The sequence below is a fragment of the Pseudoalteromonas sp. NZS71_1 genome (assembly GCF_015864305.1).
Classification (GTDB): Bacteria; Pseudomonadota; Gammaproteobacteria; order Enterobacterales; family Alteromonadaceae; genus Pseudoalteromonas; species Pseudoalteromonas arctica.
In genome coordinates this window covers 57,083-72,481 of record NZ_JADYXM010000015.1, presented here as the reverse complement: position 1 = coordinate 72,481, position 15,399 = coordinate 57,083, and the positions used below count along the sequence as shown (strand labels likewise).

The following is a 15,399-nucleotide window of genomic DNA, read 5'->3' as shown; positions in this document are numbered from 1 at the left end:
CTTTATGCAGTTAGTTTTATGGCACAAACAAAAGCTTAGTTCACTAATCACACTTTGTATGGTTGTGGTTGTTGTACTTGTGTGTGTGCGATTAGGATTTTGGCAGTTGGAGCGAGGTGAGCAAAAACAGCAGCAACTAACCGCTATTGCTAAGCAACAGAATCGGGGTGTGATGAGTTGGTCTCAATTACTTAACCTGCCTGATAGCTGGAACAAAACAGGTGTATTGGTTGAGTTAAAAGGGCGGTTTGTACAAAGCCAATATTGGCTTTTAGATAATCAAGTTTATAACGGGCAAGTAGGGTACGATTTACTTGCTTTACTAAAGCCAGACAGCGAAGAAAAAGTGATTTTAGTTAATTTAGGATGGGTAAAAGCGCCTATATCTAGAGATACACTGCCAAAGGTTACTCTGCCTACAGGTGTTTTTATTCTTAAAGCGCAAATAAAAGAAAATAACTTAAGTAGCTTTACGCTTGAAGATAAAACTACAAATAATGACTTACCTACAAGAATCCAATCTATCGACTTGAATATGCTGAGCACTCAAAGCCAGCAATCATTAATTAATTTTATGGCTTACAGACAAGGTACTGGTGATGAGATTGCAACACCTCATTATGAGGCAGTTGTTATGAGCCCTCAAAAGCATAATGCCTACGCTGTGCAATGGTTTTTAATTGCTGTTGCATGTGCTGTTGTGGCTATTTTTGCGAGTAAAAAAAGGACACTTAATGAAAAATAATCCCCTTGTGTTGTTTGTGGGCTGCTGCGCTATCCCATTAATTTTGGCATATGGCGCATTAAAGTTTGATTGGTTGCCTACTGCAATTACTAATAATGGCGAGTTTTTAAGCCAAGAAATAAAACTTAAAAATTGGCCGCAAAATAATCCCAAGCAATGGACTATCGCACTTAATTATTCAAACGAATGTAACACCCCATGCCGCGAACAGCTCAATGCACTTAATAATTTATATGTGGCACTTGGTAAAAACCAAGGCAAGGTTGATATGGCTGTAATGGGAAGTCCCGACAATAAAAACCTACCATGGAAAATTATTACCGAGCAACAGAGTTTAAATCCTGCAAGTTTGTATTTAATTGATCATATGGGGTTAGTGGTACTTGAATATCCCTTTAAGGTCGAGCCACAAGAAAACCGTTTAGTACAAAAAGGGTTATTAAAAGATCTAAAAAAATTACTTAACTATTCTCGTTCTAGCTAACTAAGTTGAGCTTAAGTTGGAGTATCTGATGTATAAAAATTATAAAAACTTAGTATTAATAACAGGATTACTCGCTTTGATTGTAGTTGCTTTAGGTGCGTACACCCGCTTAAGTGATGCAGGTTTAGGGTGCCCCGATTGGCCTGGTTGTTATGGCTTTTTAACGGTACCTAAGCATGAGGCTGACATAGCCTTAGCAACTCAAAGCTACCCCGATATGATGTTCGAAACCGCAAAAGCGTGGAAAGAAATGATTCATCGCTACTTTGCAGGTGCTTTAGGCTTACTTATTTTAGGTTTATTTGTGTTGGCTTTTTTAAAACGCCAATATCCAACTACGCCAGTTAAATTGCCTTTGGCTTTACTTTTACTAGTGGTGTTTCAGGCTGCCCTTGGTATGTGGACAGTAACCATGAACCTTCAGCCGCTTATTGTAATGGGCCACTTATTAGGTGGCTTTAGTATTTTGTCACTTATAACGCTTTTATATTTACGGCTAACCGCAAAACCTATTATGGGTGGCGATAGCGGCGCAAAACGCTATTTCGGTTTAAGTTTAGTAGCGCTCAGTGTATTAATTATCCAAATTGCACTTGGTGGTTGGCTGGCTGCAAATTACGCCGCTCCACATTGTAGTGGTTTGCCATTGTGTAATTACGCACAACCGTTTTCATTGAGTAGCGTATTTCAATTACCACTTGAGCACAGTAATTATGAGTTTGGTGTGTTATCGCAGCAAGCGCGTATGTCTATTCATTTATTACATCGCATTTGGGCACTCGTTACTTGCATTGTTCTGGCGTTAATTATGTGGAAAATATACAGCCAAGCGTACTCTAAAAAAATTAAAAATTGCGTTGTGAGTGTATTACTTGTTCTGCTTTGCCAAATTAGCTTAGGACTTATTTTAGTACATTGGCATATTCCGTTGGGAGTTGCACTGGCGCATAACTTGATGGCAGCCATACTGTTATTAAGCATGGTTAGGTTGTGTTATTACCTAAAATCACGCACATAAAGGGGAAATATGATGGCACTTATAATTGATAAAAAAATACTGCTACCCGTTAATACTCAATCGCTAATTTCGCGTACACATAGTTTGCTGCAAGACTACTTAGCAATTAGTAAATTTAAAGTGGTAGCTATGCTGGTGCTAACAGCTTGGGTTGGTTTAGCGCTGGCTCCCGATGTAGGGCGCGGTATGGTCGTACAGTTTATTAGCTTGTTAGGTATAGGGCTACTTTCTGCTGCTGCAGCGGTTATTAATCATGTGGTTGATAGCGAGATAGACTCAAAAATGGCGCGGACTCGTCATCGCCCTGTGGCTAAAGGGCGTTTAAGTAAAACACATGCGCTTAGTTTTGCAGCTGTTATTGGGGTTGCGGGTTTTATTATGCTGATGGTGTGGGCTAATACCTTAACCGCTATATTAACGTTATTTGCATTGGTAGGTTATGCATTTGTTTATACATCATTTTTAAAGCGTGCAACGCCGCAAAATATTGTTATAGGTGGGTTGGCTGGCGCAATGCCTCCATTATTAGGTTGGGTGTCAGAAACAAACCAAATGGCAGCAGCCCCTTGGTTACTCGTAATGATAATATTTACCTGGACCCCACCACACTTTTGGGCGCTGGCTATAGCACGAAAAAGTGATTATGAACGCGCTAAAATCCCTATGTTACCAGTAACCCATGGTATCGATTTTTGTAAAACGTGCGTCGTTGCTTACTCTGTTTTACTCGCTGTTGTTTGCGTATTACCTTATTTAATCGGTATGTCTGGATTAATCTATTTGATAGGTGCATGTGTATTAAATGCCGTGTTTATATATAAGGCGGTCAATTTAAAAATTGCTGGAAATGATGAGACTGCAATGGACTTATTTCGTTTTTCGATTATTCATTTAATGGTACTCTTTATAATCTTATTTATAGATAAATGGCTCCCTTTATGAAGCAGTTATGGCTTGGATTAATTGTTATTTTAGTTTCGTTTTTATCAGCATGTTCAAATGAAAATAGTCCACCAGATGTAGATGCATTAGTTTACGAAAATGCAAAGCCACTGTCTGATTTTACGCTAAACGATCAGCGCGGCGAATTAGTAACTAAGCAACAATTTTTAGGACAGTGGAATTTAGTATTTTTAGGCTACACAAGCTGCCCAGATATTTGTCCATTAACACTTGCTAAGTTAAATGCTGTTTATAAAAACTTACAAGCAGATTATCCGCTACAAGTTTGGTTTTTATCGGTTGATCCAAAACGCGATACACCAGCTAAACGAAAGCAATATATAGATTACTTTAACCCAGACTTTTTAGCTGTATCAGGGGAACATAAACACCTTTTTCCTGTTGTTCGAGAGCTTGGTTTAATTTACGCCATTAGCGATAGTAGTGAATCAGAATATGCAGTTGATCATAGTGCCTCGGTCGCTATGGTTGATCAAAATGGAGCCGTTAGAGCTATTTTTAAACCAGAGTTTAAACAAGGTAGTGTGCCATTAATTAATGCGACGACTTTAACCGAAGAGTTTAAAAAAATAGCTGATTACTATAAAAACTAGTTTTTTACTTTTTACCAATTTTAAAGGAGCTTTAGGCTCCTTTTTTTGTATTTTAACGACAGGTTAAATTTAATTAAGCATTTTATGGCAATTTTAATAACTAGGGCTAAGCTTTTGTTATGAATTGAATTGACAGGGAATGCACTTACTAAATGCTAAAACTTCCGAGCGAACTTGCTATTACGCAAGTTGAAACACTACATAAAGACTTACTACACGAACTCAATAGCAACGATGATATCTGTCTTGATATTAACGATGTGATTTCTGCTGATACTGCCTCAATTCAACTTTTATGCGCCTTACAAAAACACCTACTTACTATACAGCACAAAATAATATGGGTAGGCAGTAGCGAGGCCTTAACGCATACAATTAATAAACTTGGCTTAAGCCAATACTTAACAACCGAAAGTAAAAGTTAGGGGTATATATGAAAAGAATTTTAGCGGTTGATGATTCAGCATCGATGCGTCAAATGGTGAGCTTTACATTAAAAACTGCCGGGTTTGATGTAACCGAAGCTAAAGATGGCAGTGAAGCTCTCGCTATTGCCAAGCAACAAGATTTTGATGCCGTGATCTCAGATGTAAACATGCCAATAATGGATGGAATTACATTAATACGAGAGCTGCGTACTTTACCGAGTTATAAATTTACACCATTACTAATGCTTACTACAGAGTCGGGCTTAGAAAAAAAGATAGAGGGTAAAGCTGCTGGTGCAACAGGCTGGATTGTAAAACCATTTAATCCCGATCAGCTACTAGCGGTAATTAAAAAAGTTATTCGCTAAGGAGCGCAGTGTGAGTATAGATTTAAGTCAATTTTTTGAAGTTTTCTTTGAAGAGAGTTTTGAAGGCCTAGATACCATGGAGGCTGAGCTATTAAACTTAGTGCCAGGTGAGGAAGATTTAGAAACTATCAACACTATTTTTAGAGCTGCTCACTCAATAAAAGGAGGCAGTGGCACTTTTGGTTTTAGCTCCGTTGCTGACTTTACTCATGTACTTGAAACACTACTGGATCAAATTCGCCAAGGTGAACGAGAGCTTAGTACCGAGCATGTCAATTTATTACTCAAAGCTGTGGATTGCTTGCGTGCTTTACTTGCTGCACTTCAAGGTGAGCAAGAGCCAGATTTAACCGAGGCAGATTCGTTAAAAGTACAATTTGAACGTGTACTTGGAATGAAAAACGAAACACAAGAAAATAAACCTCAAAGCTTTGACGAGCAAACAAATAGTAACACCTATCAAATAGACTTTAAACCTCATCATCATTTATTTAAAACAGGAAACGAGCCACTGTATATGATCAGTGAGCTCGAAGAGCTAGGTGAGTTAGAAACCACAGTATTTTACGATGAAGTTCCAGAAATTACAGATTTGAGCAGTGATGAATGCTTTTTACATTGGCGCTTTTTTTTAGATACTAGCCATGATGAAAAAGCCATAAAAGAAGTATTTGAATGGGTAGAAGACGATGCCGACATAACAATTGAATTATGCGGAGGCTTATTTGGCAATGATGAGCCAATACAACCTAATCAAGGTGAGATATCTAAAGCTGTTGAGCTTGAAACATCCGATTCAATAAAAGTAGCTGAGCTACCTAGTAAGCCAAAGCAACCCGCTGCTAATAAAGATAAAAAACCTGCAAGTACACCAGAGTCTACCTCCATTCGAGTTGGTATTGATAAAGTCGATTCGTTAATAAATATGGTAGGTGAACTTGTTATTACACAAGCGATGCTCAATCAGCTTAGCGAACAAGAAATCACACCAGCCACAATCACTTTACTACAAGAAGGTCTAGCGCAACTTGCCCATAATACGCGTGATTTACAAGAAAATGTGATGCGCATTCGTATGCTGCCAATAAACTTTGTATTTAGTCGTTTTCCTCGATTAGTGCGAGATATAGCGCAAAAACTAAATAAGCAAGTTGAGCTAAAGTTGATTGGAGAGCAAACCGAGCTTGATAAAACAGTAATGGAAAAAATATCCGATCCTATGGTGCATTTAGTGAGGAACTCACTTGATCATGGATTAGAGACTGTTGAGCAAAGACTGGCGGCAGGTAAAGATCCCGTTGGCACAGTAACCTTAAATGCATTTCATCAGGGTGGAAACATTGTTATTGAAATAATGGATGATGGGCAGGGGTTAAATACAAAAAAAATAAAAGAAAAAGCCATCACTAACGAATTAATCTCAGCTGATAACCATCTCAGTGACGATGAAATAAATGAGCTTATTTTTATGCCCGGCTTTTCGACAGTAGATGAGGTAAGTGACTTATCTGGTCGTGGAGTTGGGATGGATGTAGTTAAGCGAAATATTCAATCATTAAATGGCTCAGTAGAAGTAACCTCAGCGGCCGGTGTTGGTTCTACGTTTACTATTAGATTACCACTTACTCTCGCTATTTTAGATGGGCAATTAGTTAAGGTGGCTCAGCATACTTATATTATCCCGCTCATTTCTATTGTGGAATCTCTGCAAATTGATATTGCTAAAGTGAGTCGAGTGGGTAAAAGCCTTGATGTATTGAGGCTTCGGGACGAATACATTCCTATTTTAAGGCTCTACGATATTTTTAATCATAAAAATGCCATTGAATCACTCGATAAAACGCTGCTTGTTGTTGTAGAAACAGATAACCAAAAGGTGGGTTTATTAGTTGATGATTTACTGTCTCAACAACAGGTTGTTATTAAAAGTTTAGAGGCAAACTACCATAAGGTGGATGGCGTATCGGGAGCCACTATTTTAGGCGATGGGCGTGTATCGCTGATTGTGGACATTAGCGGCTTAATAAAGCTCTCAGGTTTAAAAAAACCAGGTAGCCAAGAATTAACGATTGAAACGCAAGCCACTTTGGAGGCGTTATGAGCTCAGAGCAGAGCCAGTTAAGTAATCAATTAAATCTTCAGCAACAGCAAGGTGTAAAACAGTTTTTAACTTTTATTATGGCTGATGAAGAATACGGCGTTGATATTTTAACAGTACAAGAAATTCGCAGTTGGGAAGAAATTACAGTACTGCCCAATGCGCCTGAATTTGTAAAAGGCGTTATTAATTTACGTGGAACAATAGTGCCAATTATTGATTTACGGTTGCGCTTTGGATTACCAAGTGTCGACTATGGGCCATTAACGGTGGTTATCGTTGTTAAAATAGAATTTGAACTAGGTAGTAAAATTATAGGTGTTGCTGTTGATGCCGTTTCTGATGTTTACAGTATTGCGGAGCAAGATGCGAAAGCGGTTCCTAGTTTATCTGAGTCGAATAATTGTGAATATGTAGCTGGGTTGGTGAATGTTGGTGAAAAAATGGTAGCGCTAATTGACCTGCAAAAAACAATGAATATTTAGCAAATAGAAACTAAATGAATAATAAACTTAAAGGTGGTGATGAGCATGGGATGGTTTAGTAATCCAAAGCAGTCAAAATCAAGTAATGATTTAATTGTAGACGCATTGAATAAATCATTAGCGGTGATTGAGTTTGAACCTAACGGAAAAATAATTACTGCAAATATGAATTTTCTAAACGCGATGGGCTATCGTCTTGAAGAGGTTCAAGGCCAGCATCACTCTATGTTTGTTGACCCAGATGAAGCTCAGGGCAACGATTATAAGAACTTTTGGCAACGCCTGCGTAATGGCGAGTTTATCTCAGATGAGTTTAAGCGAAATGCTAAAGGTGGAACTGAGGTATGGATTCAAGCAACTTATAATCCAATTGTTGATGAGCAAGGGCAAGTATTAAAAGTCGTTAAATTTGCTACCGACGTGACTGAACAAAAGTTAATTTCAGCAGAAGCTTCTGGACAAATTAGCGCTATAAGTAAATCCCAAGCGGTTATCGAGTTTAATTTAGATGGCACTATTATTGATGCCAATGATAACTTTTTAAATGCGCTTGGCTATCAACTCAGTGAGATTAAAGGTCAGCATCATAGGCTTTTTATTGAACCCGAACATGCAAATAGTATCGAGTATAAAGAGTTTTGGGCCAAACTAGGTCGCGGTGAATTTGATTCAGGGGAATATTTAAGAATAGGGAAACAGGGTCAGGAGGTTTGGATCCAGGCTTCTTATAACCCAATTTATGATATGAACGGTAAGCCGTTTAAAGTGATCAAATATGCATCTGATATAACTGAACAAAAAGAGCTTGAAAAAGCATCTCGCAAAGCAGCCGATTTAGCAAATGCGCTTAAAGTTTGCCAAGCTAATGTAATGATTGCTGATAAAGATCTCAATATAGTATTTGTGAACGACCGTGTTCAGAAAATGCTAAAAGTCCGCGAAAAAGAATTACAAACTGTATTACCAAGCTTTTCTGTTGATAATTTAATTGGCACCTGTGTTGATGATTTTCATAAACACCCTAACCATCAGCGTGATTTATTAAAAAATCTCGATAAGCCTCATAAAGCCGAATTACTTTTAGCGGGTGTCACTTTCACCTTGATTGCTTCACCTTGGATTAGTCAAGACGGAAAGCATTTAGGCACTATTGTTGAGTGGGAAGATAGGACCAATGAAGTTGCGCTTGAAAAAGAAATTGCTGAGCTTATTGGTGCTGCAGGTAATGGCGAATTAGATACAAGAGTAGCGGAAGATGGGAAGGAAGGATTCTTTTTACGTTTGGCTCAAGGGCTAAATAGCTTAGTTAAAATAGTTGATGATGCAGTTGCTGACACGGGCAGTATGCTCGATGCGATGGCAAATGGTGATTTATCAAAACGAGTTGAAAAAGAATATAAAGGCTCATTTGATAAACTCAAACGCGATGCTAATGCTACGGCAGATAAGTTAACGGAAGTGATTAATCGCATTAATTCATCGGCAACGCTTGTAGCCAGTGGTGCAGAGGAAATCTCTCAAGGTAATGCTGATTTAAGCCAACGTACAGAAGAGCAAGCCTCGTCACTTGAAGAAACAGCGTCGAGCATGGAAGAGATGACCAGCACCGTTCGCCAAAATGCTGATAACGCAAAAGTGGCAAACGATTTAGCAGAAGAAACATGCGAAAAGGCGATTCAAGGTGGTGAGGTTGTAAATAGAGCAGTTACGAGCATGTCGGCAATTAATGAGTCGAGCAAGAAAATTGCAGATATTATTGGTGTCATTGACGAAATAGCATTTCAAACTAACTTATTAGCGCTTAATGCTGCAGTAGAGGCTGCAAGGGCTGGTGAACAAGGTCGAGGCTTTGCGGTTGTTGCAGGTGAAGTGCGTAATTTAGCACAGCGCTCTGCAGGCGCAGCGAAAGAAATTAAAGAGTTAATAAGAGATAGTGTAGGCAAAGTAGCTGATGGCTCTCAATTAGTTAATGAGTCGGGCGCTACACTTAAAGAGATTGTTGTATCGGTACAAAGAGTGACGCAAATGATTTCTGATATTACAGAGGCATCTGAAGAACAAAGTGCGGGTATTGAACAAGTTAATACCGCCATCTCACAAATGGACGAAATGACGCAACAAAATGCCGCCTTAGTAGAGCAAGCCTCTGCCGCTGGCGAGTCTATGGCTGAGCAAGCTAATGAGATGCGCCAACTACTCAACTTTTTCTCAATAGGTCAGCAAGAGATGGCGATGATTTCGCCGACTATGCGCACACCTAAATTATCTCATAAGTCGCAAAGCAGTTTTGTAAGTAATAAACCCAGAGGCGATAACTTTGTAGACTCTGCTGATGAATGGGAAGAATTTTAACAACGAATCTTCTTATATACCTCGCTGAATACATAATCACAGCGAGGTATTATTTGGCAGGCTAAATTGAGAGCGAACAATGAAAGAGTTTTTGTGTACCGACCGCGACTTTAAAGAAATTGCCAGTTTAGTTTATAGCGCATGTGGAATTGTATTAGGTGAGCATAAGCGAGAGATGGTTTATTCACGCTTAGCAAGACGTATTAGAGAGCGAAAACTAACTGACTTTAAAGCCTATTTAGAGTATTTAAATAGCCATAAAGATCAGGAGTTTGATGCCTTTATTAATGCAATAACAACTAACTTAACGTCTTTTTTTCGTGAAATACACCACTTTGAATTTATAAAATCTGAGCTTGTACCTGCTCTCTTAAAGGCAAATAAAAATAGTAAGCGAGTAAGAATCTGGTCTGCAGGTTGCTCAACAGGAGAAGAGCCCTACAGTTTGGCGATGACTTTAAATAATGCATTTCCGAGCAATTGGGATGTAAAAATACTAGCAACCGATTTAGATTCTAATGTATTGGCAAAAGCACAAAAGGGTATTTACACCGCAGCGAATGTTAACGGCTTAGATGACGTGCAACTTAAGCGTTGGTTTTTAAAAAGTAAAGACGGTGAAAACTATAAAGTTAAAGATAGACTAAAAGAGTCTATTTCATTCAAGCGTTTAAACTTATTGCAAGATTGGCCAATGAAAGGATCATTTGATCTTATTTTATGTCGTAATGTTGTTATTTACTTTGATAAAGAAACAAAAGATCAGCTTTTTAAACGTTACGCCAATATATTAAATGAACAAGGTTATTTGTTTTTAGGTCACTCAGAAAGTATGGGAAAAGAGCATACGCAATTTAAAAATTTAGGGAAAACTATGTACCAAAAGGGACAAAATGCACGCAGAGTTTAGGCCGGTATTACCTAACTTTGAACATATTAAACGATATTGGGACTCGGGCCGAGGTAGCGTTGTTGCTAAAGTGCTTCCGGGTGAGTTTTATGTTTCTAAAAATAATGAGCTGATCTCTACAGTTTTGGGTTCGTGTATCGCGGCTTGTGTTTACGATGAAGTACTAGGGATTGGGGGCATGAATCACTTTATGTTACCAATTCAAAAGGGAGTAGAACTTAAGAATGCGCATAGTTTAAGTTGTCGGTATGGCAATTGGGCTATGGAGTATCTTATAAACGAAGTTTTAAAAAATGGTGCGTCTCGCCGTAACCTAAAAGTAAAACTTTTTGGTGGGGGTAAAATTATTAGTGCGATGACTGATATAGGGCTGGGTAATATTAGTTTTGCAGCGGCGTATATTAAAGAAGAGGCATTAAATCTAGTTGCCCACGATATGGGTGGACCATGGCCACGAAAAATATTTTTTCATCCGAACACCGGTAAAGTTCATATGAAAAAACTTAAAAACCTACATAATAATACGATTGAAAAACGCGAAGTCCGTTACTTACAAAACCTTAAAAAGCAAGAAGTAGTAACTGATATAGAGCTGTTTTAGGAGTATGCATGATTAAAGTATTAATAATTGACGACTCCCCCTTAATTAGGCGTTTACTCACTGAAATATTACAGCAAGCTAAAGATATTACGGTAGTGGGGAGCGCTGAGGATCCCTACGAAGCTCGCGAAATGATAAAAAAGTTAAATCCTGATGTATTAACGCTCGACGTAGAAATGCCAAAAATGGATGGCATTAGTTTTTTAAAAAACTTAATGCGATTAAGACCAATGCCAGTAGTGATGATTTCAACACTGACCCAAAAAGGCTCTCCTATTACACTCGAGGCACTCGAATTAGGGGCTGTTGATTTTATAGCTAAGCCTACTAATAACGTAAGAGAGCAATTGAGCCAATATGCATCACTTGTTCAACAAAAGGTGCGAATAGCTGCTGGAGCAAGAGTAAGAAGCTATAAAAAAACGGTCGTCACAAATGAGCCTATTAATACCCATTCTCAATTTTTACTTAATAAAGTAATTGCGATAGGTGCTTCAACGGGTGGTACTGAGGCTATCAAAGAAGTACTTATTAAAATGCCACAAAATTGCCCGCCCATTGTAATTACTCAGCATATTCCTCCTGTGTTTAGCGCCTCATTTGCTGAGCGAATGAATCGTACATGCACGATAAATGTGAAAGAGGCTGAACATGGCGATAAGCTTAGCACTGGCTGGGCTTATATAGCACCAGGTGGTTTTCATTTAAGTATTAAAAAGCGAGGTGTTAGCTTGTATTGCCAGCTTGATGATGGCGAGCCGGTCAACAGACATAAACCTGCGGTAGATGTGCTGTTTAACTCATTAGTTGAGACAGGAGCTAAAAACGTAGTTGCAGCCATACTAACAGGGATGGGGAGTGATGGCGCAAAAGGGTTACTTGCACTAAAACAAAACGGTGCGTATACCTTGGCTCAAGATGAGTACTCATCGGTGGTATGGGGTATGCCTAAGGCTGCCGCTGAGTTAAATGCAGCGGACGAGATAGTTGCGCTGGATAAAATAACCCAGCGACTATTACATCAGGCAGTTAAGGTTTAGGCGCTTCAATTACCCAAGGCTGCGAAAACCAAAAGTAATCACCAGGGCTTGAAATAGAAGGGGCCGTGCAATTAAAACGAGAACGCCCTTTATTAAGCACCTTTGGTGAGGTTATTTCGACTGTATTTTTATTTACCCATTTTAAATCTGCTTGGCCTACGCTTGATACGTAACAGGCAAATTGGCTTTTATGAAAATCACCCATTTTAAATTCAATTGTGAGCGTGGGTGGATTTTGTTGTGTAACGCTATCTTGATAAGTTAAATTGGTGATATTAAACGCGCGTGAGTTAAGCTTAGTAATAAGAGTTTCTAGTTTGCTGTAAAAGCCTGATGCAGGAAAACGCGGTAAGCGGCTAAAATTAGAGTCTTTATTTACAGCGCCGGAGTGCTGACCAATACCCACAAAACCAAGCTCTGTCACAAGTGCTTGCAGCTCGTTATTAAACTCACCATACGGGTATGCTAAGTATTTATAGTCGTGGCCTATTTCTTCTTTTATACGCTTTTGAGAGCTAAGAATATCTTGCTTAATACGTGATTGCCATTGTGCATCGGTTTCGTTTTCAAGCTTAAGGTGTAAGTAATCATGTTGTCCGCTATGATTGGCTATTAATGCCCCTTTTTTAGATAATTCTTTGAGCTTATCCCACCCCATTACGTAGCTCATGCCCTCGTCTATTAATTTAGGATTTACAAAGATAGTGTACGGGTAGCCAAACTTTTCTAAAATAGGCGCCGCTTGTTCATAGTTATTGTTATAACCATCATCAAAGGTGATGGCGACAGTTTTATCAGGTAAGGTTTCACCTTGCTGAAGTGCGCTTATTAAGTCATTAAGAGGAATAACGTTAAAGTTGTGCTCTTTTAAATAGCTCAAATGTTTAGTGAATGTATTGGCGCTAACGCTCGTTACAGCGGGTAGGGTTTCACTAACATGATGATACTGTAAAATAACGGCTGCTTGAGCCCGCACAGATACACTAATGAGGATAAATAATACTAAATGAAACAATTTCTTATACATAATAAGGCACACCATAAAAGCTTGCTGTTGTTAGCGGGTCCGATGATACTATCAAATATCACAGTGCCGTTGTTAGGAATTGTTGATACCGCTGTAATTGGGCACTTAGGAAGCGCTCATTACTTAGCGGGTATTGCCCTTGGCTCTGCAGTTATATCTATTTTATTTTGGCTTGCTGGTTTTTTAAGAATGAGTACCACGGGGCTCGTGGCACAAGCATACGGAAAAAACGATTTAACCCAACTTGCCGCTTTACTTAAACGAAGCCTATTGCTTGCAAGCGCAGTGGCTGTGCTATTAATTGTGTTATCCCCATTAATAAAGCACGCTATTGCTTACCTCTCCGCCGCCAATAGCGATGTACTTACCCAAGCGTATCAATATTTTAGCATTCGTATTTTTAGTGCTCCAGCAGCATTGTGTAATTTAGTGTTACTGGGTTGGATGCTTGGTGTGCATTATGGTCGAGGTCCATTTTATTTATTACTCGTCACTAATATCGTTAATATAGTACTCGATATTTATTTTGTTGTTTATTTAGATTGGGCAGTTGCAGGCGCTGCGTGGGCTTCACTTATTGCTGATTATACGGCTTTAGTATTTGCACTGTTTTTAGTGGTTAAACTAGCTAAAAAACAAGACATTGATCTAAATGTACCGAATTGGTTGAGTATTAGCAAAATGGCTGAATTATTGAGTTTGAATAGAGATATATTTATTCGCTCTTTAATACTGCAATTATGCTTTAGTTTTATGACGTTTTACGCAGCGCGTATAGGCGAAACCACATTAGCTGCTAATGCTGTTTTACTTAACTTTCTAATGTTGGTGAGTTTTGCTCTTGATGGCGTTGCTTACGCGTCTGAGGCAAAAGTAGGACAAGCTAAAGGCCAAGGAAGCGTTAAAAATATAGAGCTTTGGGTTAAAATAAGTGTATTTTGGGGCATGCTTTTTGGCGTCTTATATAGCGCTTTTTTTGCATTGTTTGGCCGCGGTATAATCAAGCTTTTAACCAATGTACCAGAGGTTATTCAAGAGGCAACACACTATTTACCATGGCTAATAGTGTTGCCTATTTTGGCCATGAGCTGCTTTTTGTTTGATGGTGTTTTTGTAGGGCTTACGCGAGCAAAGAACATGCGTAACAGTATGATACTTTCCGCTGGAGTTGGTTTTTTTGGTGTGTTTTGGGTGTTTATAGACTGGGAAAATAATGGGTTATGGCTGGCTATGAGCTGTTTTATGTTAATGCGCGGGGTTACATTAATAATTAAATATCACCACTTAAAAATAAATAATCAGCTATTAGATTAAACTAAATAAATGGTTTATTTCCAGAGATCGGGGTCGTGGTGTTTAGGGCCCATATCTTTTAAAACTTGTGAAAAACGATTAGCAAAAATACCGCAGTAGCCCCAACCGGCAAAAAATAATGCGGGGAGTAAAATTATAACGCCAATTATTTGTAAGCTGTAGTGAGTGTAATACCCAATAGATATGAATATCACGGCTAGCACAAACAGTGCTAAGCCGCGAAAAAAGCGCTTTAAGCTCAGCTTAGGGTTGCTCCCTAAGCGATAAATAAGCTGCTTTAGCATTTACAAGGCCTAATAGTAAGAGTGATCGCCCGCTTCGTGCTCTGTTATATCAGCAACACCGGTGATTTCTTCAAACTTAGCTATCATTTCTTTTTCAATGCCTTCTTTTAGTGTTACATCGATCATAGAACAACCGTTACAACCACCACCAAACTGAAGTATAGCAATACCTGCAGCTGTAATTTCAACAAGGCTTACTTGACCACCGTGGTTAGCAAGTTGTGGATTTACTTCGGTTTCTAGCATGTGCTGTACACGTTCGTTTAACGATGCATCGTTACCTATTTTACGCGCCTTTGCATTTGGTGCTTTTAGCGTTAACTGAGTACCCATTTTGTCGGTAACAAAATCGATTTCAGCTTCTTCTAAAAATGGAGCACTTTCTGCATCTACAACGGCATCAAAACCGTTAAAGTTTAGGCGAATATCGCTCGCTTCTACAGCGTCTTCTGGACAATAAGACACACCACATTCCGCTTGTGATGAACCAGGGTTTACAACAAACACACGAATATTGGTTTGTTGTGATTGATCTGCTAATAGTTTAGCAAAATGCGCTTGCGCTGTTTCGGAAATAGAAATCATAAAACCATCTATACTTGACTAAATTACTCGGATACTGCGTATCATACTCCGCTCATCGTGTTGCGGCTAGTGTTGAGCGTAAAAAGTTGGCATCTATTTTAAGC

At 38.8% G+C, this 15,399-nt stretch carries 17 protein-coding genes; 14 read left to right on the top strand and 3 right to left on the bottom strand.

Annotation, left to right across the window (positions count from 1 at the left end; genetic code table 11):
• The first annotated feature begins 4 nt into the window (after window positions 1-4).
• The 13 genes from I6F43_RS17245 (at window position 5) to I6F43_RS17185 (ending at window position 12,085) form a co-directional block, all read left to right on the top strand.
• Window positions 5-745: an SURF1 family protein gene (locus I6F43_RS17245; protein WP_101216095.1), complete on the top strand. Its 741-nt coding sequence runs from the start codon at window positions 5-7 to the stop codon at window positions 743-745.
• On the top strand, window positions 735-1,229 hold the full coding sequence (locus tag I6F43_RS17240; protein WP_101216094.1) for a transmembrane cytochrome oxidase associated protein: 495 nt from the start codon (window positions 735-737) through the stop codon (window positions 1,227-1,229). The genes I6F43_RS17245 and I6F43_RS17240 overlap by 11 nt, the downstream gene beginning before the upstream one ends.
• Before the next feature lie 28 nt (window positions 1,230-1,257).
• A complete protein-coding gene (locus I6F43_RS17235; RefSeq protein WP_007584952.1) occupies window positions 1,258-2,247 on the top strand; it encodes a COX15/CtaA family protein in 990 nt (329 codons plus the stop codon).
• A gap of 12 nt (window positions 2,248-2,259) precedes the next feature.
• Complete coding sequence (gene cyoE, locus I6F43_RS17230; RefSeq protein WP_197103320.1) at window positions 2,260-3,189, top strand: heme o synthase; 930 nt, start codon at window positions 2,260-2,262, stop codon at window positions 3,187-3,189.
• Entirely contained in the window at window positions 3,186-3,803 is a 618-nt protein-coding gene (locus I6F43_RS17225; RefSeq protein WP_101163186.1) for an SCO family protein, read from the top strand. The genes cyoE and I6F43_RS17225 overlap by 4 nt, the downstream gene beginning before the upstream one ends.
• Before the next feature lie 152 nt (window positions 3,804-3,955).
• The gene (locus tag I6F43_RS17220) at window positions 3,956-4,228 is read left to right on the top strand and encodes an STAS domain-containing protein (RefSeq protein ID WP_101163187.1); all 273 of its coding nucleotides are present in this window, start codon (window positions 3,956-3,958) and stop codon (window positions 4,226-4,228) included.
• An 8-nt stretch (window positions 4,229-4,236) separates the two neighbouring features.
• Complete coding sequence (locus tag I6F43_RS17215) at window positions 4,237-4,599, top strand: response regulator (RefSeq protein WP_007584956.1); 363 nt, start codon at window positions 4,237-4,239, stop codon at window positions 4,597-4,599.
• Window positions 4,600-4,609: 10 nt separating this feature from the next.
• Complete coding sequence (locus tag I6F43_RS17210) at window positions 4,610-6,700, top strand: chemotaxis protein CheA (RefSeq protein WP_197103305.1); 2,091 nt, start codon at window positions 4,610-4,612, stop codon at window positions 6,698-6,700.
• Window positions 6,697-7,182 carry a chemotaxis protein CheW gene (locus I6F43_RS17205; protein ID WP_007584959.1) on the top strand — a complete coding sequence of 162 codons (486 nt, stop codon included), beginning with the start codon at window positions 6,697-6,699 and terminating at the stop codon, window positions 7,180-7,182. Before I6F43_RS17210 ends, I6F43_RS17205 begins: the two co-directional genes overlap by 4 nt.
• A 45-nt stretch (window positions 7,183-7,227) precedes the next feature.
• Window positions 7,228-9,534: a methyl-accepting chemotaxis protein gene (locus tag I6F43_RS17200; protein WP_197103303.1), complete on the top strand. Its 2,307-nt coding sequence runs from the start codon at window positions 7,228-7,230 to the stop codon at window positions 9,532-9,534.
• Between the two features lie 79 nt (window positions 9,535-9,613).
• On the top strand, window positions 9,614-10,444 hold the full coding sequence (locus I6F43_RS17195; RefSeq protein ID WP_024591684.1) for a CheR family methyltransferase: 831 nt from the start codon (window positions 9,614-9,616) through the stop codon (window positions 10,442-10,444).
• A complete protein-coding gene (gene cheD, locus I6F43_RS17190) occupies window positions 10,428-11,045 on the top strand; it encodes a chemoreceptor glutamine deamidase CheD (RefSeq protein WP_007584962.1) in 618 nt (205 codons plus the stop codon). The genes I6F43_RS17195 and cheD overlap by 17 nt, the downstream gene beginning before the upstream one ends.
• 8 nt (window positions 11,046-11,053) lie before the next feature.
• A complete protein-coding gene (locus tag I6F43_RS17185; RefSeq protein ID WP_007584963.1) occupies window positions 11,054-12,085 on the top strand; it encodes a protein-glutamate methylesterase/protein-glutamine glutaminase in 1,032 nt (343 codons plus the stop codon).
• Here the strand turns inward: I6F43_RS17185 and I6F43_RS17180 are convergent.
• Window positions 12,075-13,112, bottom strand: coding sequence for a polysaccharide deacetylase family protein (locus I6F43_RS17180; protein WP_101216103.1), 1,038 nt, complete (start codon window positions 13,110-13,112; stop codon window positions 12,075-12,077). The genes I6F43_RS17185 and I6F43_RS17180 overlap by 11 nt on opposite strands.
• A gap of 42 nt (window positions 13,113-13,154) precedes the next feature.
• Between I6F43_RS17180 and I6F43_RS17175 the strand changes: the two genes are divergently transcribed.
• On the top strand, window positions 13,155-14,426 hold the full coding sequence (locus I6F43_RS17175) for an MATE family efflux transporter (protein WP_197103301.1): 1,272 nt from the start codon (window positions 13,155-13,157) through the stop codon (window positions 14,424-14,426).
• 14 nt (window positions 14,427-14,440) lie between these two features.
• On the opposite strand, the gene I6F43_RS17170 is transcribed toward I6F43_RS17175, so the two are convergent.
• Window positions 14,441-14,710, bottom strand: coding sequence for a hypothetical protein (locus tag I6F43_RS17170; protein WP_002959572.1), 270 nt, complete (start codon window positions 14,708-14,710; stop codon window positions 14,441-14,443).
• 9 nt (window positions 14,711-14,719) lie between these two features.
• Window positions 14,720-15,295 carry a Fe-S biogenesis protein NfuA gene (gene nfuA, locus I6F43_RS17165; protein WP_007584966.1) on the bottom strand — a complete coding sequence of 192 codons (576 nt, stop codon included), beginning with the start codon at window positions 15,293-15,295 and terminating at the stop codon, window positions 14,720-14,722.
• Window positions 15,296-15,399: the final 104 nt, after the last annotated feature.

Bases quoted from the DNA above. Each gene is read 5' to 3' on its own strand.
- I6F43_RS17245 (WP_101216095.1), top strand. From the start codon at position 5: ATGCAGTTAGTTTTATGGCACAAACAAAAGCTTAGTTCACTAATCACA.
- I6F43_RS17240 (WP_101216094.1), top strand. From the start codon at position 735: ATGAAAAATAATCCCCTTGTGTTGTTTGTGGGCTGCTGCGCTATCCCA.
- I6F43_RS17235 (WP_007584952.1), top strand. From the start codon at position 1,258: ATGTATAAAAATTATAAAAACTTAGTATTAATAACAGGATTACTCGCT.
- cyoE (WP_197103320.1), top strand. From the start codon at position 2,260: ATGGCACTTATAATTGATAAAAAAATACTGCTACCCGTTAATACTCAA.
- I6F43_RS17225 (WP_101163186.1), top strand. From the start codon at position 3,186: ATGAAGCAGTTATGGCTTGGATTAATTGTTATTTTAGTTTCGTTTTTA.
- I6F43_RS17220 (WP_101163187.1), top strand. From the start codon at position 3,956: ATGCTAAAACTTCCGAGCGAACTTGCTATTACGCAAGTTGAAACACTA.
- I6F43_RS17215 (WP_007584956.1), top strand. From the start codon at position 4,237: ATGAAAAGAATTTTAGCGGTTGATGATTCAGCATCGATGCGTCAAATG.
- I6F43_RS17205 (WP_007584959.1), top strand. From the start codon at position 6,697: ATGAGCTCAGAGCAGAGCCAGTTAAGTAATCAATTAAATCTTCAGCAA.
- I6F43_RS17200 (WP_197103303.1), top strand. From the start codon at position 7,228: ATGGGATGGTTTAGTAATCCAAAGCAGTCAAAATCAAGTAATGATTTA.
- I6F43_RS17195 (WP_024591684.1), top strand. From the start codon at position 9,614: ATGAAAGAGTTTTTGTGTACCGACCGCGACTTTAAAGAAATTGCCAGT.
- cheD (WP_007584962.1), top strand. From the start codon at position 10,428: ATGCACGCAGAGTTTAGGCCGGTATTACCTAACTTTGAACATATTAAA.
- I6F43_RS17185 (WP_007584963.1), top strand. From the start codon at position 11,054: ATGATTAAAGTATTAATAATTGACGACTCCCCCTTAATTAGGCGTTTA.
- I6F43_RS17180 (WP_101216103.1), bottom strand. From the start codon at position 13,112: ATGTATAAGAAATTGTTTCATTTAGTATTATTTATCCTCATTAGTGTA.
- I6F43_RS17175 (WP_197103301.1), top strand. From the start codon at position 13,155: ATGATACTATCAAATATCACAGTGCCGTTGTTAGGAATTGTTGATACC.
- I6F43_RS17170 (WP_002959572.1), bottom strand. From the start codon at position 14,710: ATGCTAAAGCAGCTTATTTATCGCTTAGGGAGCAACCCTAAGCTGAGC.
- nfuA (WP_007584966.1), bottom strand. From the start codon at position 15,295: ATGATTTCTATTTCCGAAACAGCGCAAGCGCATTTTGCTAAACTATTA.